Below are 20,635 nucleotides of genomic sequence, written 5' to 3' on the forward strand. Positions count from 1 at the left end.
TTTTGTATTGATATCAAAATTGAACTAGCGAATAATAAAGTATACTTTATTTCATCAATAAATCTATATTTATATTATCAATCCATAGGCATAGAGTCAATTAAAAGCAATTTCCCTACTATAATATATACATTAAAAGTAACGCCAGTTTATAAGCTTGATTTCAATAGATTAATAAAGTATACTTTTATACAATCATTTAACATGCCAAACTTATCATCAGTTTGTAAAAAGAGGAGAATGATTGTGAACGAGCCGAAGTACATGACGGTTAAACAAGCGCTGCTGCATCAGATTCAAGTCGGCAAGCTTCGACCCGGCGATAAACTGCCGAATGAAGAAGACCTGATGAAACAATTTCATGTAAGCGGAATAACGATTCGAAAAGCGATGACGGAGCTGGCAAACGAAGGCGCAATCACCCGAATCAAAAGAAAAGGCTCTTTTGTAAACGGAGCTCAAGCCGCGGACCATTCGAGTCACTTGATCGCGTTTATCTTATCGGCAGAGGACAATTACGATGTATCGTATATGAAAATCATCAAAGGCGCGCAGCAAGTGGCCGCCGAATTCAATTACTCCTTAATCGTGGAATGGAGCAATGAAAATTTGGCCGTTGAACAATCATCCATTCAGAAAATGCTGGACCGGAAAGTCGACGGCTTCTTGATTTATCCGTTCGATCCGATCCAGAGCAAGGATAACTACCTAATCATCGAACAAAACAACATCCCCTATCTGTTGGTAGACCGGTACAATGTGGATCATCCCAGCTATTTTTCCGGAAGCAACAACTACGACGGGGCGATCCTGGCCACCCGGGAGCTGATGCGTCTGAAGCACACCAAAATAAAGTTTGCAAGCTATCACTTCTTTCTTCACTCCGAGCAGGAGCGGTTCGCCGGCTACTGCAGTGCCATGCGTCAGGCAGGATTTCCGGTAACCGACGATAACTTGCTGACCCGCGTGGACTATGACGTACTAGCCGACAGTATTTTGAAGCGGGATGTTACCGCTTTGTTTTGCTGCAATGACAAACTTGCCATAGAAATGATCGAGAAGCTGACCGACCGCCGCGTTAGAATTCCGCAGGATGTTTCCATTATGGGATTCGACGATTGGGACCATTCCAGCAACCTATCGATCGGACTGTCTACCGTCCGGCAAGATTTCGAGGAAATCGGCAGAAACGCTGCGAATTTACTTCACCAGGTTATTCTAGGCAAAACTCATGGACGTAACACGAAAATATTGTCGGGTGTTTCTTTGGTGATCCGGGAGTCTACTTGCGAGAACCCTTATGCCTAACGTTGTCAGCTCAAATAGATCAATGAAAGGAAGGAATGCGTTATGAAATTCGACTTTTCGACTTCCAGTCTGAGACACGGGCTCTTTCATCAAGAGCCGGATGGCATCTCTTGTTTTCTTCCCGGCAGTGCGATAACCGTGCGCTTTCATGGACGGGAAATAACGGCCGAGATCGAGGATGTCAACGGAGAGGGGAAAAGCTGGCTTAACGTCTATATCGACGATCTTCCGGTAAGGGTGATGAGAATCGATCCGGATAACCGGCTGTACCAGCTTGCGGATGACCTTGAAGACGCGCCCCATACCTTAACGCTGCAGAAGCGTACGGAAGCGGCATTCGGCAGCATTAAATTTACCGATTTGACGACGGAGAACGGAGCTTTTCTGAGCCCGCCAGCCCCTCTTCCCCATCGTCTGCTCGTCATCGGCGATTCGATCACCTGCGGCTTCGGCAACGAAGCGCAGATTCCCTGCGACTGCGATGCTTCTCGCGAAAATATCGCGCTTGCTTACAGCTCGCTGACCGGTCAACTTCTGAATGCCGAAACATTGATTGTGGGCGCATCCGGTACGGGATGCTATCAGAATTTCGGCGGTGGCAAGGAAGGCCGCATGTCGGATTATTTCATGAAAACCATCTGTCCTGATCTCGATCAAGAAGCCATGGACCCGTTTCATCCTGAGTTCGTTGTCGTAAATCTCGGGACCAATGATTGGTCCGCGCCCATCGAGCCTGCGGATTACCTTGAACAATATCGCAAAATGACGGGTTTTATTCGCAATAGATATCCGTCCGTCCCATTGTTCTGCGCAATCGGTCCGATGACCCTCGGCCCCGCCCCCCATTTGAAGGCTCTCGTCAAAAGCCTTAACGAAGAAGGCGACAACAATATTCATTTCGTCGAATTCCCGCTCATTAAACGGCCGGAAGACGGCATGGGAGGCTGCGGACACCCCTCCGTCAAGAAGCATCGGCAAATGGCCGAACACTTGGCTGCGACGATCCGTCAGGTTTGTTCCCTGTCCCCTCCTTCCCCGGCAGCTGCTAGAACATAACGAAAAGGACCGCTCCGTATAGGAAGCGGTCCTTTTTTTCGTATCGCCGTTCTCAATGGACAGGGAACCCTTTTATTTTGCCAAGAAGGCGTCTACCTGATTCTGTAGTTCAGTCTGGATTTGCTTCAGCACCGCTTCGCCTTCCGTTTTGAATCTGGCGAAGTATTCGTCCGGATCAAGCGCGCCGTTAAATAATCCGCTATAATATTTGGCCTGAATGGTCGCGAACTGGGCCACTTCGTTCTTCACCGGCGTCGGATCGAAAGTGAAGCCGGTCATGATATCCTTCGTGAAGTTGTCGGCTTGCGTAATGAATTGACTATACTCTCGGGTCTCTTCGTCGATACCGGCCCACTCCCGCTCTAACGTTGGATTCAACATGAGCTGGAACGAGACAATGCCGCCATCGTTGTTCAACGTGTCGTATTGATGCTCGCCGACCGCTTTCCAGTTCACGCCTTCGATGCCGTGCTCCAACAAATCATAATTCTCCTGCCGGTTGGCCCAATCGAGGAACATCATCGCACGGTCTTTATGTTTGCTCGTCTTCACAATACAGATGAAATTATCCATTTTGTAATTGGATAGGTTCTTTCCAGGCGTCAGATCGAATAGACGGACGGCTTCCAGCTCTCCATCGGGCACGACCTGCTTCAACTGGTCGTTGTACGTTTTGGGAATGCCAAAGGCCATTTGGGGCGTGGCCGCAACTTTGTTCTGGAGCTGCATGTCTCCCGGGCTGCTTTTATTCGTCAAAACGTCCTGCGACATGACTTTGTCAACGAACAGCTGGCGGACATCCTGGATGCCGGACCAGATCTTTGGTTCCTGGGTTTCAAAGAAGTTATAGACCTTTCCATCGTTGCCCTTGTAATACAGCATCAAGCTGGCGCCAGCAAAATTCGTTGGACGAATGTTGACGCCGGTATCGTCCCGGATCAGCCAGTTGACCCAGCTGTAGGTGACGTCGTCAGCGCCCGCGAGGAGCGGCGTGATGCCGGAGTTACTGTCACGAACGGCGTAGAGATAAGCTTTTAGATCTTCATACGTCTTTACGGGCGGCAAGTTTAACTGCTCCCTCAGGTCCTTTCGTATGAAAATCGATCTCTGTTGGGTATAGGCGCTTCCCAAGGGAACACCGTAGATGTTACCGTTAATTTTGTTCGCGTCCCACATTTGTTGCGGCCTCGTCTTTTTCACATTAGGGCCGTATTGGTCCAGCAGTTCGCTTAATTCTTCGTAATAGCCCTGGGAAGCCATCGTGTCCAAATGCAGCCACGGGGCATCAAACATCAAATCCACGCTCTCTCCCGAAGCCAGCATGACGTTGGTCTTCTGATTTAGATCGGCAAAGTCGACAAATGTAAATTTAACCTGCGTATTGATTTCGGCTTTTAATCGCTTGTTGACTTCGGTCAGCACCTCGTCATAGTTAGCTCCCTTTGCCCCCGGAATGACAACCTCCAAAGTGACCGGTTCAAGGGACGGATCGCCGGTTTCCCCTGCATCGCCCGGCGCGGAGGCATCCCCGCCGGATCCGGAGCATCCGGACAAAGCGATGGCTAGTCCGAGCAGCGCCGTCGCCAAGAATTTACGTTTTGATTTGGCCATGTAAATGACTCCCTTCAAATAAATCTTACAATACGTGTTCAAAAAGCCAGGTTATCAGGAACCTCTTATACTTAACCTTTCACCGAGCCGAGGGTCAGACCTTTGACGAAATATTTCTGAACCATCGGATAGACGAGTATAATCGGGCCGATCGTCAGGCAAACCGTTGCCAACTTGACCCCTTCCGCCGGCGGCAGCGTCAGCACATTCCCGTGATTGAGCGACGTGAGCTGCATCTGCGACATGAGCTGCCGAAGAAGCAGCTGCAGCGGGTACATATCGCTGTTGTCGATAAACAGAAGCGACAGCCACCAATCGTTCCAATATTGCAGCGCGTAGAACAAGCTGATCGTCGCAATAACCGGCGTTGAGATCGGCCGGATAATTTTGAAGAAGATCGTCCACTCTCCGGCGCCGTCCATGTTAGCCGATTCGTTCAGCTCATAAGGCAGCGAGCGATAGAACGAGACTAAGATAAACGCAAAGAACGGATTCATGACGTAAGGGAGCACAAGCGCCCACAACGTATCTTTCAGATGCAGCCATTGAACGACCAGAAGATAGAAGCCGACGAGCCCCGAGCCGAAGACCATCGGCACGTAGGTCATGAACGAGAGGAAGCCGCCGTACCGGTTCTTCGGATGGGCCAGCACGTATGCAAACAACGCGGTGACAACGAGGCCGATTACGGTTCCGATGGCTGTTACCGCAATGGTGACGCCATAGCTGGTAAACATTTGCTTGCCCTGGAGGAGGAAACGATACGACTCCAGCGTAAATTCATCCGGCCATACGGAGTATCCGTTCACCGCCAAGCTTCGGGTGCTGGAGAACGAATTGATGACCATCAGCCAAAAAGGAAACAAACAAACCAGCGCAAATAGAATCAAAAACAGCCCGAACAAGAACACCGCCATTTTATCGGAGAATCCGTTTGTCCGTCGGACTCGTGGGGGCGGGATCAGAGCAACCGGACGATTCATTCGGAATTCACCTCCCTTTGAATTTCGCTAAATTAATGCGGTGAGTTCAAAAAATCAGTTCAAGATTCGATGTCGAGTCCACTTTCATGACTCGCTTCGTCTTGGAAAGATGACCTTTTGAGCAACCTCTTAAAATAATCTGGAGTCTTTATCGATTCTCCGAACCAGCGCATTAAACGAAACGACGGCGATAAGCCCCATAATGGACTGATAGAACACGATAGCCGATGACATGCTGAAATTACCAAGCTGCCTTAACGCCCGATAGGAATATGTATCGATGACATCGGTCGTCGGAAATAGAATCCCGTTGTCCCCGATAATTCCGTAGATCATGCCGAAATCCCCGTAGAAAATCCGTCCGACTCCCAAGAGGACGAGAATGATGATTTGCGGCTTCAGCAAAGGCAGCGTAATGTATTTCATCTGCTGCAGCCTCGTGGCTCCGTCCAGGCGGGCGCTCTCATAATAGTCGGAGGAGAAACCGGTTATGGCAGCGAGCAGAATAATCGAGTAGTAACCGGCACTCTTCCAGATTCGCGTTATGGTTAGAATAATCGGCCACACCCACGGGGTCTGGTACCAATCGACGGCTTGAAGTCCGCTCATGCTCAGCACGCGGTTAATCAGACCGTCCGTATTGTTGAATAGAATGAATGTCATATACCCAACGACGACCCAGGAAATGAAATAAGGAAGGAAGACGACGGATTGGATCGTACGTTTAAACCATTTCAAGCGAATCTCGTTCAAGAACAGCGCAATGAGAAGCGCAAAGACCATTTCGAAAATAATGAACAGCGCATTTAAATAAACCGTATTGACCGTAACTTGAATCCAATCCCGATTGGAGAAAAAGAAGCGGAAGTTGTCCAGCCCCACCCAATCACTGCCCCATATGCCTTTGCTGATCTGAAAGTCCTTGAACGCTAGCAGATGTCCGGACAGAGGAATATAGGAGAAGACAACGAGAAAGATGATTCCCGGTATCGCCATCGTATACAAGCCCCGGTTCTTTACAAGATCCCTGAACATTCTCAAATTATAGTATCCCTCCATTCGAGCTGGTCGGAAGAGCCCTGACCTGCTGGCCTCTTACTTTGATGGAGATCACTACATTCAGCATAGTCCGCATATTGCAGACGGCCTTTCCGGTCTTCACGCTGCTTTGCAGGCTCTGAAGGAGAGAAATATTGAGTTTCAATATACTCATGTCCACCAAGTAATCGGACAAGGCGATTTTGTCCTTACAATGAGTGAAGGTCTGTTTGATGGTCAACATACCGCTTTCTACGATTTGTTCCGCGTAGAGGATGGAAAGATCGCTGAGCATTGGGACGTAATCGAGGCCATACTGCCGGCAGAAAAACGAAAAAATTCGAACAGTAGATTTTGAAATTTGTGTAGCTAAATCGCAAGGCATCGCCGAAATGTAAGTGCGGTGATGTCTTGCGCTTCACGAATGTACTTGAGCAATCCATTTTGTAATCAAAAAGATACAGAAGCGTTGCTGCAGCAACGCTCTTTTTGTTCATTGCCATGAAGTGATCGTGTGATGCAGCCATATTATATGGTGGACTTAAAGAGACAAGGAGTAGTGGATCATGAAAATGCTGACACAAAAAATGATGTGGCTGGGCATGGTGCTCGTCCTGATCGTGTTGACCGTATTCGGGTTAGCGATGATGGGATCGGTGCTTGGATCGAAGCCAAAGGAGGTTCCGGTGGCCCTTGTTATCCTTGACAAGCCGGCGGAGCTGCCGACTGGAGAAACGTTTGCGATAGGGGAAATGATCCGGGAAAAGTTGCTGTCGAGCCCGGCAATGCCGTTTGTCTGGCATGTCGTGGATTCCGAGGAAAAGGCTCGGGATGGACTGGATAAACGCGAATATTACGGAGCGATGGTGATTCCTGCGAATCTGAGCAGCGGTTTACTCTCGTTAGCGACTCACTCGCCGATTCACCCTAATGTGAGAATCATCTCCAACGAGGGTATGAACACCCAAGCCTCGATGGTCGTAAGACAGGCAATGGGGCAAGCGATGAACATGATCAATGGGGAACTGTTGCAGCAGCTGCTTGGGCAGACCGGACCAGCAAACGGAGCAAATTCCCATGGAGACGGCTAAAGCTTTAATGACACCGGTGAACGTTCAGGAGGAAGTCGTGCATCCACCGGGAGTGAATAATGCGGCGGGAAATGCGCCGGGTTTGTTTACCCAGATTATATGGATCGGCAGCATGGTGACCGGAGTCGTCTTGCTCCTGGCTAGCCAGAAGGCGGTCGCCGCGGGTTCAAGGAGATGGACAGTCAGCGCGCTGCAAGCTATCGCGGGGCTTGCGATCGTCGGCATAGCCTCATGCTTCACCATATGGATGGCTTCGTCGTGGTACGGCATGGAGCTCGCGAACGCGGGGGAGACGTGGTTGTTCTTATGGTTGGCTGGATCGGCGTTCTTCTTGTTGCAATCTTCCTTGCTGAATTGGATCGGATTCCGTGCAATACCGCTGCTCGTACTGCTGATGTTCTTCTCGGTGCCGCTCCTGAACATGGCTCCGGAGTTCTTGTCGCAGACGACGCGAGATTGGATCTATTCGTGGACTCCACTGCGGTTCGCGGCAGGAGGGCTACGGGAAGTCATGTACTTCGGCGGACTGGACGCCGCTCACTCAAACGCCTTGATTTTGTGGGTCGTCGCCGGTGGATTTTTGGTCTTGCTGCTCTCTTCCGGATTTAAGGCAAATCGAGCGACAGATGCCGCCCCTACTTCTGTTACAGGCGATACAATAAAGTAAGAACAATCAACGATGCGTTGTACTTCCTTTTTTTACGCTCATGTAATAATTGAATTTTCTGGGAAATATTAAAAAGTTATAAAAATCAGAACCACCCGTCCAACGGGTGGTTTGCACTTGGGGTATAACCCCCTGTTGCCAAACTGCGCCTAAAGACGCTAGCCTGACCTCAAATCTGTTCAGGCTCAGTGTTATTTGTCACTTCCACTTACCAGTTAAACTGGTTTATTTCTTTTTGCTACTTTTACCACCGAATGGATCTTCATACTCTTTTACACTCAGCTTATCTATTGCTTGATCATGTGCTTCTTGCTCGCGAATATACTTAGCGACGGTTGCTTCATTTAATCCTACTGTGCTTACATAATAGCCTTCCGCCCAAAATTTTCGATTCCCGTACTTATACTTTAATTGGGCATGCTTCTCAAAGATCATTAGCGCACTTTTTCCCTTCAGATATCCCATGAATGTTGATACAGCTATTTTAGGAGGTATTGCTACCAGCATGTGCACATGATCTGGCATCATATGACCTTCTATGATTTCCACTCCCTTATATTTACATAGACGCTTGAAGATCTCGATCAAGTCTCTTCTCACTTGATTATATATTTCTTTACGTCTATACTTCGGGGTGAACACGATGTGATATTTGCACATCCACTTCGTGTGAGCTAAGCTATAATTCTTGTTTGCCATTAAGACCATTCCTTCCGTTGAACCTGAACATCTCAATGTTATCGGAATGGTCTTATTGGTGTAACCCTTGATTCCTCCACCCGCATAGCAGGTGGTTTTATGTTTCGCACGCTTCGCGTGCTCAACTGGCTAAAGCCTAAACAAAAAAACCCTTGATTTCTCAAGGGTTTCTCTTCGTATGGAGCCTAGGGGGATCGAACCCCTGACCTCATCGCTGCCAGCGATGCGCTCTCCCAGCTGAGCTAAGGCCCCGTAAGCGACTTCTATATCATATAAAAAATCAGCAGGCATGTCAACACTTTTTCAGAACTTTTTTGATAATGCGCAGTGCCTTTCTTCCTTCTCTATATAATGTCACTTATCGATGTTGAGAATTTGGCGCCATGAGAGCGCCGGAAGAGCACCAGGGTCGTTTAAGAACCGTGGCGCTCTTACAGCTCCTGCACGTCCGTATCCTTGGACAGCAGGCTTTTCAGTTCCTTCATGAACATATTGATATCCTTGAACTGCCGGTATACGGACGCAAACCGAACGTAAGCCACCTCGTCGACCGGATATAACCGTTCCATCAGAAGCTCCCCGATCTGGCGGCTCTCCACTTCCGCCGCCGCGGTATTGCGCAGCGCCTTCTCGACATCCGATACGATCATATCCAGCTGGTCCACGGATACCGGACGCTTCTCGCATGCCCTTATCAAACCGCGGAGCACCTTCTCCCGGCTGAACTCTTCGCGGCTCCCATCCTTTTTCACGACGATCAGCGGCGTTTCCTCCACCATTTCAAAGGTTGTGAATCTCTTGCTGCACTGCTCGCATTCCCTGCGGCGGCGGATGGATTTATTCTCGTTGGCAGGCCTGGAATCCAGCACTTTCGTTCCGGCATAACTGCAATATGGACACTTCATAAGTTGTCTTCACTTCCTTTGTATTCAGCGTGATTCGCCCTTAATGGGCGTCAGAAAAATTTACCAGCAAAACTTTTGTCTTTTATGTTATGAAAATGCGAGACCCGAGACATAATACTTTTACCAACCCAAGGAGGTGAACTTAACATGGCACAAAGCAACAACAACTCCAACAACCTGGTTGTTCCTCGCGCAAACGCTGCTCTTGAGCAACTGAAGTACGAGGTAGCTCAAGAACTTGGTATCTCCATTCCACAAGACGGATACCAAGGTAACATGACTTCCTATGAGAACGGTTCGATCGGGGGATACATCACAAAGCGTCTTGTAACCCTGGCCGAGCAACAATTGGCTGGTCAATTCTCCGGTCAATAATTGATTCTTCCTTAAAAAAAGGAGTGTTGGCGGCTCGAAGTAAGAGCCTGTCCAGCGCTCTTTTTTTCTTTAGAAGCCGCCCTTATACACATCCGTATATTGATTATAATAATAAATCACGCGCTGTACATAATGCCGGGTTTCCCCGATGGGTATACTCTTCACGTTCTCATAGGTTCCGTCCCACATGCCCTTGTTGATCCAATTCTTGACGTTCCCCGGGCCCGCGTTATAAGCGGCGATGGCGGCAATCGGATTGCCGTCCATTTCCTTGTGCAGATTCTGAATGTACCAGGTGCCCAGCTGGATGTTCGCATCCACTTCATTCTTTACGCTCAGCAGGTTCACCGACGGGAGCTTGGCCATTTCCATCGCCCAGTTCGCCGTATCCGGCATCAGCTGCATAATGCCCAGCGCCCCCTTCTTGGATTCCTTGCCCGGCTTGAAATTCGTTTCCACCCGGATGATCGAGGCCACCAGAAACGGATCGACCTCATAATAAGCGGCATGTTTGCGGATCTCATCCTTATAATGGATCGGATACAGCAGGGTCATCCAATTGGAACTTAGGAACAGCAGCGCTACAAAAGAAACGAACAGCAGGAGCAGCACCCTTTTTTTACGAAGCCACTTCATAACTGAACCAACCTGTTCCACAGGTAGTCCACCTGCTGCTGCGTTTCGGCCAACGTGCCGCTGTTATCGATCAGGATATCCGCTCGAAGCTTCTTCTCCTCAATGTCCATCTGGCTGCTAAGACGCGCCTCTGCCGCTTCCCGGGTAAGAGCGTCCCGCTCCATCAAACGCGCAAGCTGCAGCTCGCGCGGGACATAGACAACAGCGATCTGCTTCAGATAAGGATAGGCTTCCCTTGCCTCCAGCAGCAATGGAATATCCGCTACCACGAGCCGGTCGGGATGCTGCCGTTCATACGCCTCCGTCCGTTCCCGTATTTCCTGCCGGATTGCCGGATGCGTAATCTCATTCAATGCCGCTCTCTGCTCCGGATGATGGAAAATCATCTCCCCGAGCTTCTTTCGATTCAACGTACCGTCTTCAAACAGGATCGCTTGTCCAAAATGTTCGGTCACTTTACCCAGCACCGGATGACCCGGGAGCATCACTTCCCGGGCGATGATATCCGCATCGACGAGAAGCGCTCCCTTCATGGCCAACATGGAGGACACGGTGCTTTTGCCTGTTGCAATTCCTCCGGTTAAACCGATATTCATGACTTCACCTCATAACAGCTTCATTATACCCATGACAACTAATAAAAAAGCAGGCAAATACGAGATAAAACGCATGCCTCCCTTGGCCGCAAAACGGAGGCCGACCCGCATGCCCAGCACCAGAAATATCCCGCTGAACAAGGAAACCACGGCTGCGGTGCCTAGCGGCGAGAAACCCAGCATCGCTGCGCCGAGCCCGGCTCCGAACGCATCGAGCGACAGCGCGATCCCCAGCCACATCGCCTCCCATGGTGAGATGCTGCCGGAGTCGTCCAGATCCGCTTTCGTCGGGCTGCGGAGAATTTGAATGACGACGCCGATCTTCGGTATTTCAAGGGAGAATACCGCTCGCTGAAGCTGCTCTTGGCCTGCCGTGGTAACTTCACGACGCGGTGTCCCTTGATGAATGGCTCCCGGCGTTTCCGTAAGCGATGCGGAAGAATCCACGGCGGATGCCGGCTGCACTTCAGGCTCGCTGCTTCTCCGAACCTGCTGATATAAAGACCATAGGCCCAGCAGCATCAAAATGGCAGCTCCGATCACGGATGCCGCAGACGGGGATAAGAACCGCTGCAGCAGCGCGCCTGCCTGCATGGAGACGCCAAGCACCAAACCGGAACACAGCGAGATGATCAATACAGACAGCAGCGGTATCCTTGTTTTGCGCAGACCGTATGTAACCCCTGCCCCAAATCCGTCCAGGCTTAACGCCATGGCCAGCAGGGCAGACGAGAAAATATGACTGAGCACCCTTTTCCCTCCTCCAAAGCTCCACATCAAGCTGCTCATTCATGAAGAAGAGCTGCCGATGCGCTCCACATATGTTCCACATTATATGTGTGGGAGCAGGAATGGGTGCACGCCTATTCAATTACTTCTTGACCGGCTGACACTTCGGGCAGTAATGGGTCCCCCGTCCGCCGACCACGATCTTATGAATCGGGCCGCCGCACGCATGGCATGGCTTGTCCTTCCGACCGTAAATCTGATGGCTGTTCTGGAACATCCCCATCTCGCCCTGCCCGTTGACATAGGACTTGATGGAAGATCCGCCCGCGTCGACGGCTTCGGACAACGTATCCACGATCGCATGATACAATCGCTTAAGCTCGGCATCCTTCAGGCTGTTCGCGTTCCGCTCCGGATGAATCTTGGCCCGGAACAAGGCCTCATCAACATATATATTGCCGATGCCGACCACATATGCCTGATTCAGCAGCACCGCCTTGATCTTCGTTTTCTTGGTGCCGATGACTGTCTTGAAGGTTCCGAACGTAAACGTGTCATCCAGCGGCTCATAACCAAGCTTGGCAAGGGGAGCATGCTGGAACTCTTCCCCCGGCGCAAATAGATGCATCGTTCCGAATTGGCGCACGTCCTTGTACCGCAGCTCCGTCCCGTCCGAGAAATGGAAGATGACATGGGTATGTTTCTCCACCGGCTCCTCGGCTCGGTACACCCCGTAACGCCCCTCCATCCGAAGATGCGAAACGAGCACCAGACCGTCCAGCAAGATCCGCAAAAACTTCCCGCGTCGCTCCACACCTTCCACGGTATGGCCCTTTAACATAAAAGCAAATGCCTCGATATCGTCAGGACGCTGGATAATCCGCGGCAGGTTCACGGATACATGATCTATATGCTTACCTTTAATCAATTGGTTCAGTGTTCGTTTCACGGTTTCTACTTCCGGCAATTCCGGCATAATGACTTCACCTCATCCCCCATTATACCGGAAGTTGGGACAGAGCGGGACCATGGTTTTGTGGAAAGGTATGGTGCATAACCGCCTCCCTCTTCACCCCATGATCCCCCTTAATGAACCCTATCCGCCAGCACACCGTGCAGCTTTTACTTTGCCTCGTACCAGTTCTCGCCATAGCTGACTTCCGATTTCAGCGGCACGGACAGCTTCAGCGCCTGACTCATCACGTCCGGCACCAATTCCTTCATGACCTCCAGCTCATCCTCCGGTACCTCGAACACCAATTCATCGTGCACCTGGAGCAGCATGCGGCTCTTCAATTGGCGCTCATGGAGCGCCTTGTCCATATGGACCATGGCCAGCTTGATGATGTCCGCGGCCGTTCCCTGAATCGGCGTATTCATCGCCGTCCGCTCTGCAAAAGAGCGCAGGTTGAAGTTGCTGGCGTTAATCTCCGGCAGATACCGTCTGCGTTCGAGCAAGGTCTTCACATACCCGTCTTGCTTCGCCTGCTTGACGATCACGTCCATATAGCGCCGCACGCCCTGGAACACCTCGAAATACTGGTCGATAAACGCTGCCGCTTCCTTCCGCGTAATGTTCAGGTTCTGGGACAGGCCATAGTCGCTGATCCCATACACGATGCCGAAGTTAACCGCCTTGGCGGACCGGCGCATATTGGAGTCCACCTCATCCATGCCGACTCCAAACACGTCCATCGCCGTCTTGGTGTGGATGTCCATGTCGTGGACGAAGGCTTCCTTCAGCCGTTCGTCGTCCGAGATATGCGCAAGCACGCGAAGCTCGATTTGGGAGTAGTCCGCCGCCAGAATGCTCCAGCCCGGTTCCGACGGAACGAAAACCTTGCGCAGCTTGCGCCCTTCCTCCAGACGGATCGGAATGTTCTGCAAATTCGGGTATTGGCTGCTCAGACGCCCCGTAGCGGCAATGGTCTGACGATAGTAGGTATGCACTTTGCCGGTTACGGATGAAATCTCCTTCAGCAGTCCTTCCACGTAAGTGGATTGCAGCTTGGCCAATGTACGGTACTGCAAAATCAAGCGGACGATATCGTGATAAGGCGCCAGCTTTTCGAGCACCTCGGCATCGGTGGAATAACCGGTTTTGGTCTTCTTGATGACCGGCAGCTCCAGCTTCACAAACAGGATTTCGCCAAGCTGTTTAGGCGAATTGAGATTGAATTCCGTTCCGGCGATCTCGTAGATCTCCTGAACGAGCTTCGCGATCTGCCCTTCGAACTCGCGTCCGAGCTCCTTCAAATCCTCCGCATTCACGGCAATTCCCTGCTTCTCCATATCGGCCAGAATGCGCGAAAGCGGCATCTCCAGATCATGGAACAGCGGGAGCATTTCATTCGCGGCCAGTTCCTTCTCCTGAATGGGAACCAGTTCGGATACGGCCAGGCATTTTCTGGCCATGTGCTCGCTGAGCTTCTCCACATCGGGAACCTTGTACTTGGCCCCTTTACCGAACACGTCCTCATCGGCTTGAAGATAGGCCAGTCCGTACTTGGAGGCCAGCCCGCTAAGGGTTTGATTCGATTCCGTAGGATCCAGCAGGTAGGCTGCCAAGTGAACGTCGAATGCCGCGCCGGCAAAAGCGATGCCCTGCCAATGCAGCGCCAGGTCAATACGGTGCAGGTCATACCCGCGTTTTGGGATCTCGCTATCGGCAAGCCAAGCACGGACAGGCTCCGCCTCTTCCGACTTCAGCACGTCAAACGGAAGGAAGTACTGCCGCTCCTCCGTCGCGAGCGCCAGCCCGATCACGTCCGCATGATGGGGGTTATCCCCATGCGTTTCCACATGGAGCACGGTCACCTGTGCCAAATGATCCGCAACCTCGGCAATTCCCGTCGCGTCCACAAGGGTCACGTCGATCTTCGCTTCGGGCTTCGACTCCGCCGCATCACCAGCGGCACCGCTTGTGCTCAGGTTCAACCGTTCAATAAGCGATTTAAACTCGAGCTTCGCCAGTGCGGGACCAGCCGTCTCTTCATTCAGGCCCGTAAATGCCATTTCATCCAGCGACTGTTCCAGCGGCACTTCGCGGAAGATCGTAGCCAGCTTCTTGCTCAGTATGGCGGAATCCGCATGCTCCTCGATCTTCTCTTTCATCTTGCCCTTCAGCTCATCGGTCCGGGACACCACCGCTTCAACGGATCCGAATTCATGAAGCAGCTTCAGCGCAGTCTTCTCCCCTACTCCCGGTACGCCGGGAATATTATCGGAAGCATCGCCCATCAATCCCTTAAGGTCGATAATCTGATCAGGCGTCAGGTTATACCGCTCCTTAATCTGTTCCGGTCCGTAATACTCGATTTCGGTGACGCCTTTGCGGACCATCGCGATCGTGGTATGCTCCGAAGCCAGCTGCAGCATGTCCTTGTCCCCGGAGACGACCATCACCTTGCGGCCGGCTTCGTCAGCCTGGCGGGTAATCGTACCGATAATGTCGTCGGCCTCATAACCGCCGATTTCGAATTGGGAGACGCCCAGGCCTTTCAGCAGCTCCTTCAGCAGCGGGAATTGTCCTGAGAGCTCCGGCGGGGTCTTTTGTCGGCCGCCCTTGTACTCCTGAAAATCCGCATGGCGGAACGTTTCCTTGCCGGCATCGAATGCCACCATCATATGCGTCGGTTTATGCTCCTCGATCAAGCGAAGCAGCATCGTCGTAAAGCCGTAAACCGCATTCGTCTGTTGTCCGCTGGCATTGGTCAGCGGCGGCATCGCAAAGAATGCCCGGTAAATGATATTATTTCCATCAATCAGAATCAGCTTGTCCATAGAACACCTCGCACCAATATTACTTCCTTTCCACATGATAACATAGGTTAACCCCAAATCCGAACAATCCGTTCGATTAACGGTGAATTCCTGTATTCCCGCAAAATAGCCCCACAAAGTGGAGCCTGTGCTTCGATGCTTATTCCAAATACTTTGCGGGGGCCCCAAAACATATAAACGCGATGAAAGAATGGCCTCGCTTCGCTGGAGTTTTCTAAATGCTCGCACAAAAAAACCAGCTAATACTTGTCAAGCATTATAACTTGGTTAAATAATAGAATACTGATATACTTTTCTAAACAGCACAAATAACCTTCAGTGGCGTGAAGGTTATGGGAAAATATGGTTTTTAGGCTTTGTAGGGTTCGCTTTTACTTAGGATGGCATAAATGTGATGGAGAAGCTTGTTGGCGCAAGCGATCACGACCACCTTGTAGGGCTTGCCCTCTTTTCTTTTTTTGTCGTAGTAATCACTGATCCTGCGGTTTGCACGTCTGCGAATCCCGCACTGTACGGCAAGATAGAGTGCTCGCCGTAGTCTTTTTGAGCCTCGTTTCGTGATCCGGTTGCTTGTAGCCGTGAATTTTCCTGAGCTGTAAATCCCCGGATCTAATCCTGCGTAGGCTACAAGTTGCTTCGCATCCTTGAACTGGCTTGCATCGCCCAGCTCTGCCACGATGGCTGCCGCAAGTTTGTTCCCTACACCCGGGATACTTTTGACCAATTCCACTTCAGGCAACTCCCCAGCCAGTTCTTCCATCTGCTTTTCCAAATGATTTAACTGTTTATCGAATTCCAACAGCAGGGAGACCATGCTAGTCAACGCTATGCTCTGGGATCGACTCCTCTCTTGTGTTTTCCAGCCCAACACGAGTTCTTTCAACCGTTTTGTTTTCTCCGTAATCCATCCTTTGGAGTGGGATTTACCTACACATTCAAGGATCAGATCCCCCACATCTTCGACCTTGTTCTCCAAACATCGCTCTAGCACTTTTAATGATGTGGTCGCATACAGATTATGAAATAATCCGATGAAGTCCGGAAACACCTGCTCAAGCAAAGCTCTGCTGTTTAACTTGGCCTGTACGTACATCGCGGTTACAAACTCATGTTGCCTCGTTAAGTGTTGAAGCTCGGTGTAGGTTTCCTCCCACTCTCGATGCGCTTTAACGTCCCCTCGGTAGTACATCTCAGCCAAATGCCATGCATCTGCTGCATCTGTTTTCACCTTGCGAAGTTGCGTACCTTTCGATCGTTTCGCTTGCAGAGGGTTAACGATGTAATGAGTCCATCCACTACGTTTAAGATACCCTACCAGACTTCGATGGTAATGTCCGGTCGCCTCAAGGACAACAACGGGCTCGACGCCACTTTTATGTTTGAGTGTTCCTAACAGTTCCCCTAGCCGTTCAAAACCTTCCGGCCCATGATGAAGCTTCTCCATCCTCCCGAAGGGTTTTTCGCGACCGATAAAGGCCTGGATAACGCTAACCCCTTTGGCCACGTCTATTCCTACTACTGGCTGCATAATAACCTCCTTGATTCGATACCGGCATTCCCACATGGTCTCCAACCCCATAGCTTCGCTTGTGATGCGAGGTCTAAAGCCTCTACCAGCTCAAACATAGTCGTTGGACGGTAGTGAGAGAACCGTTTTTTTGACGGGATCTGCGTCCCTAAGCCACCTTCGTTCTCCCGGCTACCACCATCGTATAATGCCTACAAAAATAGGCCAACCAGAAATCTGGTTGACCTAATAATACGAAACGCCGGCTTTCGCCAGCGTTTGACTAACATTTTGCTATTGATTGAGGTCGGGACGATGACCCGTTACGAGGTACACCGTGCTCTCGCCGATGTTGGTTGCATGGTCGGCGATCCGTTCGATGTAACGTCCCACCATGATCAGCAGCATCGCTTGATTGGCCGAATCCGGATCGGATGTCAGATGCGAATACAGGTCCTGCAGAATGACGCTGTACAAGTGATCGATCTGATCATCATCCTGTGCCATTTTATAAGCCAGATCCGTATTTTCCGTCAGATAGGATTCGATGGATTCCGAAACCATCGCACGCACCATATCCGACATCCGCGGAAGATCCACCAGAGGCTTGATCAGTTTCTGGCCTTGCAGACGGATCGTAACTTTAGCGACATCCCGCGCCAAGTCTCCCATACGCTCCAAATCGCTTGCAATCCGGAAAGCAACCAATATTCGGCGCAAATCCTTTGCCACAGGCTGCTGGGTCACGATCAGGCGGGAGCCGATGTCCATGATTTGCTCTTCCATGTTGTTTAACTGCACATCGTTTTTGATAACCGCCTGCGCTTTCTCCGCATCCAAGGTCTGGAGGGACTCCACGCTGTTTGCCAGCGCCTCCTCCATATGCTTGCCCATATCCTGCAACAAACTTCTCAGCTCATCAAGCTGCTGATCAAACTCAATTCTCCGGATCATGTATGATGCTCCTCCTATCTACTTTTAAGAAAGATCATTGTCGTAATAACGGCCTTAACCGAAACGGCCTGAGATATAATCCTCGGTACGTGCATCCGACGGCGTCGAGAACAGCGTATCCGTGTTTGCGGATTCAACCACTTCGCCATTCAGGAAAAATACCGTCTGCCCGGATACGCGTGCAGCCTGATGCATGTTGTGCGTAACCATGACGATGGTGTATTTGCTCTTCAGCTCCTGTACCAGCTCTTCGATCTTCAGCGTCGAGATCGGGTCCAGCGCGGACGTGGCTTCATCCATGAGCAGGATATCCGGCTGTACGGCAAGGGCCCGGGCAATGCACAGGCGCTGCTGCTGACCGCCGGACAGGCTCAGCGCAGAACGCTTAAGATAATCTTTGACTTCGTCCCACAGCACAGCCTGCTTCAAGCTTTGCTCCACGATTTGGTCAAGCTCCGCTTTATTGCGGATGCCGTGCAGGCGCGGCCCGTAAGCGATGTTGTCATAGATCGATTTAGGGAACGGATTCGGCTGCTGGAACACCATCCCTACCTGCTTGCGCAAGGCCTCGACGTGGACCTCCTCGCTGTAGATTTCCGTCCCGCCGATTTGCACGCTGCCTTCGATTCGGGTGGAAGGGATCATGTCGTTCATCCGATTCAGCGTACGCAGCAGCGTTGACTTGCCGCAGCCCGACGGTCCGATGAATGCCGTCACCGTTTTCTCCGGAATGTCCAGATCGACGTTTTTAAGCGCATGGTACGTATCGTAGTATAAATTCAATTTTTTTATCTGTATGATGGATTCCATATCTTATTCATGTCTCCTTTTTCACGATTAGATCTGCTATGCGTCTCTTAGATGTTCTTCGAATACTTGTTCCGAATCCACACGGCTGCGATGTTCATGATGAACAGCATGATGAGCAGCAGGATGATACCCGAAGCTGCCAGCTCGTGGAATGCCTCACTTGGTCTGGATACCCAGTTAAAGATCTGGATCGGCATGACAGTAAACGAATCGAGCAGATTTTCCGGCAAGAAGGCCACGTACGTTAAAGCACCAATCATGATAAGCGGTGCGGTTTCGCCGATCGCACGAGACAAGGCCAGGATAACCCCGGTCATAATTCCAGGAATCGCTGACGGCAGCACGGCGCTGGATACCGTTTGCCACTTCGTTGCGCCCAGCGCGTATGACGCGTCACGCCGGTTCTTAGGCACGGCGCGAAGCGCCTCCTGCGCCGCAACGATGATAATCGGCAGCACGAGCAGCGTCATCGTTAGTACCCCGGACAACAGGCTGCGTCCAAGATTCATGCCGCGCACGAAAATCGCCAGCCCCAGGATACCGTATATAATAGAAGGAACCCCTGCAAGCGTACTGATATTCAGCTGAATGAGCCGAACCCAGCGGCTGCGGCCCGCATACTCTTCGAGAAAGATGGCCGCGCCCACGCCCAGTACGAAGGACAGTGGAGCCATGAGCAAAAGCAAATAAATCGTGCCGACAATCGGCGATTTCAGTCCTGCTTTATCCGCGATGCGCGACGGAAAGTTGGTGAACAGATCAGGCGAGAGCCGATGAACGCCATCCATCACGATCGTCACGATCAAAGCCATCAAAACAAGAATACCGATGCTGGTACAAGCCAGGAAAATCATATGCAGCGTCTGGTCACTACGGCGTCTCCGGTTGATTCCTTTGCTGTCCCCCAGATTCAATTGTTCCATCTAGTATTCCTCCCTGAAGCGGCGAGCGACCCACTGCGCCAATATATTAAGCAAGAAGGTGATGACAAACAAGGTCAAACCTACTGCAAAAATCGTACCGTATTCAATCGTTCCTCGCGGAACGTCTCCCATGCTTACCTGAACGATATACGAAGTCATCGTCTGAATGCTTTCCAGCGGATTCAGCGTCAGCTGCGGCGTGGCGCCTGCAGCTACCGTCACGATCATCGTTTCGCCGATCGCGCGCGAGAATGCCAATACGAATGAGGACACGACCCCGGACAGAGCGGCTGGAAGCACGATCTTCAGCGCAACCTCGAATCGGGTAGCACCCAGCGCGTATGCCCCATGACGAAGACTCTTGGGAACAGCACGCATCGCGTCTTCGCTTAAAGACGAAATCATCGGCAGGACCATGATGCCGACCACGAGCCCCGCGCTAAGCGCATTGAATATCCCCATATCGGGAAAAATCTTTTGAAGGAATGGCGTTACGGTTTCAAGCGCAAAATATCCGTAAACAATCGTTGGTACACCAGCCAACACTTCAAGCACTGGCTTTACAACCCCCCGAACCCGGGCAGGAGCGTATTCATTGAGATAAATAGCGCATGCCAAGCCGATAGGCACTGCGAAAATGATCGCAATGCCTGTAATCAGCAATGTGCCGCCCAGCAGGGGCAGCACGCCGAATTCTTTTGGAGGGAGAATCGGACTCCATGTCGTTCCGGTCAAGAAGGACCATACCGGCACTTCCTTGAAGAAGATCACGGATTCCTGTAGAAGCGTATATACGATACCGATGGTGGTAAACACCGAAAGCATGGCACACAAGCCGAGCAGGATTGGAATGATTTTGTCTGAGATGCGCGTTTTGCTTCGACGGAATGTCATGCTTTTAGTGTTTGCCGCCACGGGTGAAGTTTTGTTCATTCTCCTCTTCCCTTTCTATGGGTTGCCCGAA

Annotated in this window: 21 protein-coding genes and 1 tRNA gene; 6 read left to right on the top strand and 16 right to left on the bottom strand. The window is 51.0% G+C overall.

Annotated features, from left to right (window positions below; all coding sequences use genetic code 11):
• Positions 1–240 precede the first annotated feature (240 nt).
• Entirely contained in the window at positions 241–1,308 is a 1,068-nt protein-coding gene (locus tag P0X86_RS24720; RefSeq protein ID WP_277746721.1) for a GntR family transcriptional regulator, read from the top strand.
• A gap of 42 nt (positions 1,309–1,350) precedes the next feature.
• A complete protein-coding gene (locus P0X86_RS24725; protein ID WP_277746722.1) occupies positions 1,351–2,364 on the top strand; it encodes an SGNH/GDSL hydrolase family protein in 1,014 nt (337 codons plus the stop codon).
• A 72-nt stretch (positions 2,365–2,436) separates the two neighbouring features.
• Here P0X86_RS24725 and P0X86_RS24730 read toward each other — a convergent pair whose 3' ends face one another.
• The 3 genes from P0X86_RS24730 to P0X86_RS24740 all read right to left on the bottom strand — a co-directional run bounded on the left by P0X86_RS24730 (position 2,437) and on the right by P0X86_RS24740 (position 5,993).
• Positions 2,437–3,975, bottom strand: a complete 1,539-nt coding sequence (locus P0X86_RS24730) for an extracellular solute-binding protein (RefSeq protein ID WP_277746723.1) — start codon at positions 3,973–3,975, stop codon at positions 2,437–2,439.
• Positions 3,976–4,046: 71 nt separating this feature from the next.
• On the bottom strand, positions 4,047–4,958 hold the full coding sequence (locus tag P0X86_RS24735; protein WP_213579513.1) for a carbohydrate ABC transporter permease: 912 nt from the start codon (positions 4,956–4,958) through the stop codon (positions 4,047–4,049).
• A 129-nt stretch (positions 4,959–5,087) separates the two neighbouring features.
• Positions 5,088–5,993, bottom strand: coding sequence for an ABC transporter permease (locus P0X86_RS24740; RefSeq protein WP_277749091.1), 906 nt, complete (start codon positions 5,991–5,993; stop codon positions 5,088–5,090).
• Between the two features lie 82 nt (positions 5,994–6,075).
• On the opposite strand from P0X86_RS24740, the gene P0X86_RS24745 reads away from it, so the two are divergent.
• The 3 genes from P0X86_RS24745 (at position 6,076) to P0X86_RS33205 (ending at position 7,754) form a co-directional block, all read left to right on the top strand.
• Positions 6,076–6,354, top strand: a complete 279-nt coding sequence (locus P0X86_RS24745) for a nuclear transport factor 2 family protein (RefSeq protein WP_277749092.1) — start codon at positions 6,076–6,078, stop codon at positions 6,352–6,354.
• Between the two features lie 208 nt (positions 6,355–6,562).
• On the top strand, positions 6,563–7,087 hold the full coding sequence (locus P0X86_RS33200) for a YhgE/Pip domain-containing protein (protein ID WP_347177517.1): 525 nt from the start codon (positions 6,563–6,565) through the stop codon (positions 7,085–7,087).
• Complete coding sequence (locus P0X86_RS33205; protein WP_347177518.1) at positions 7,074–7,754, top strand: hypothetical protein; 681 nt, start codon at positions 7,074–7,076, stop codon at positions 7,752–7,754. Before P0X86_RS33200 ends, P0X86_RS33205 begins: the two co-directional genes overlap by 14 nt.
• A 225-nt stretch (positions 7,755–7,979) precedes the next feature.
• Here the strand turns inward: P0X86_RS33205 and tnpA are convergent, their stop codons facing one another.
• From tnpA to nrdR, 3 genes are all read right to left on the bottom strand, one after another.
• A complete protein-coding gene (gene tnpA, locus P0X86_RS24755) occupies positions 7,980–8,453 on the bottom strand; it encodes an IS200/IS605 family transposase (protein ID WP_277745902.1) in 474 nt (157 codons plus the stop codon).
• 179 nt (positions 8,454–8,632) lie between these two features.
• Positions 8,633–8,705 (bottom strand) — tRNA-Ala (locus P0X86_RS24760).
• A 179-nt stretch (positions 8,706–8,884) separates the two neighbouring features.
• Positions 8,885–9,358: a transcriptional regulator NrdR gene (nrdR, locus tag P0X86_RS24765; RefSeq protein WP_006212015.1), complete on the bottom strand. Its 474-nt coding sequence runs from the start codon at positions 9,356–9,358 to the stop codon at positions 8,885–8,887.
• Positions 9,359–9,505: 147 nt separating this feature from the next.
• Here nrdR and P0X86_RS24770 point away from each other — a divergent pair, with 147 nt between their 5' ends.
• Positions 9,506–9,733, top strand: coding sequence for an alpha/beta-type small acid-soluble spore protein (locus P0X86_RS24770; protein WP_053492022.1), 228 nt, complete (start codon positions 9,506–9,508; stop codon positions 9,731–9,733).
• A gap of 69 nt (positions 9,734–9,802) precedes the next feature.
• Here P0X86_RS24770 and P0X86_RS24775 read toward each other — a convergent pair whose 3' ends face one another.
• From P0X86_RS24775 to pstC, 10 genes are all read right to left on the bottom strand, one after another.
• Positions 9,803–10,369, bottom strand: a complete 567-nt coding sequence (locus tag P0X86_RS24775; RefSeq protein WP_015736970.1) for a lytic transglycosylase domain-containing protein — start codon at positions 10,367–10,369, stop codon at positions 9,803–9,805.
• Positions 10,366–10,965 carry a dephospho-CoA kinase gene (gene coaE, locus P0X86_RS24780; protein ID WP_277746724.1) on the bottom strand — a complete coding sequence of 200 codons (600 nt, stop codon included), beginning with the start codon at positions 10,963–10,965 and terminating at the stop codon, positions 10,366–10,368. Before coaE ends, P0X86_RS24775 begins: the two co-directional genes overlap by 4 nt.
• 9 nt (positions 10,966–10,974) lie before the next feature.
• Positions 10,975–11,715 carry an MntP/YtaF family protein gene (locus P0X86_RS24785; protein ID WP_277746725.1) on the bottom strand — a complete coding sequence of 247 codons (741 nt, stop codon included), beginning with the start codon at positions 11,713–11,715 and terminating at the stop codon, positions 10,975–10,977.
• 121 nt (positions 11,716–11,836) lie between these two features.
• Positions 11,837–12,670 carry a DNA-formamidopyrimidine glycosylase gene (gene mutM, locus P0X86_RS24790; protein ID WP_213579542.1) on the bottom strand — a complete coding sequence of 278 codons (834 nt, stop codon included), beginning with the start codon at positions 12,668–12,670 and terminating at the stop codon, positions 11,837–11,839.
• A gap of 146 nt (positions 12,671–12,816) precedes the next feature.
• A complete protein-coding gene (gene polA, locus P0X86_RS24795) occupies positions 12,817–15,477 on the bottom strand; it encodes a DNA polymerase I (RefSeq protein ID WP_251498074.1) in 2,661 nt (886 codons plus the stop codon).
• A gap of 349 nt (positions 15,478–15,826) precedes the next feature.
• The gene (locus tag P0X86_RS24800; protein ID WP_277745938.1) at positions 15,827–17,005 is read right to left on the bottom strand and encodes an IS110 family RNA-guided transposase; all 1,179 of its coding nucleotides are present in this window, start codon (positions 17,003–17,005) and stop codon (positions 15,827–15,829) included.
• 273 nt (positions 17,006–17,278) lie between these two features.
• Complete coding sequence (gene phoU, locus P0X86_RS24805; protein ID WP_277746726.1) at positions 17,279–17,938, bottom strand: phosphate signaling complex protein PhoU; 660 nt, start codon at positions 17,936–17,938, stop codon at positions 17,279–17,281.
• A gap of 54 nt (positions 17,939–17,992) precedes the next feature.
• Positions 17,993–18,748: a phosphate ABC transporter ATP-binding protein PstB gene (pstB, locus tag P0X86_RS24810; protein WP_009594645.1), complete on the bottom strand. Its 756-nt coding sequence runs from the start codon at positions 18,746–18,748 to the stop codon at positions 17,993–17,995.
• 47 nt (positions 18,749–18,795) lie between these two features.
• Positions 18,796–19,671, bottom strand: a complete 876-nt coding sequence (pstA, locus tag P0X86_RS24815; protein WP_096776306.1) for a phosphate ABC transporter permease PstA — start codon at positions 19,669–19,671, stop codon at positions 18,796–18,798.
• Complete coding sequence (gene pstC, locus P0X86_RS24820) at positions 19,672–20,565, bottom strand: phosphate ABC transporter permease subunit PstC (RefSeq protein WP_009594642.1); 894 nt, start codon at positions 20,563–20,565, stop codon at positions 19,672–19,674.
• Positions 20,566–20,635 lie beyond the last annotated feature (70 nt).

This window comes from Paenibacillus sp. BR1-192 (genome assembly GCF_029542445.1).
Taxonomy (GTDB): Bacteria; Bacillota; Bacilli; order Paenibacillales; family Paenibacillaceae; genus Paenibacillus_AQ; species Paenibacillus_AQ lautus_A.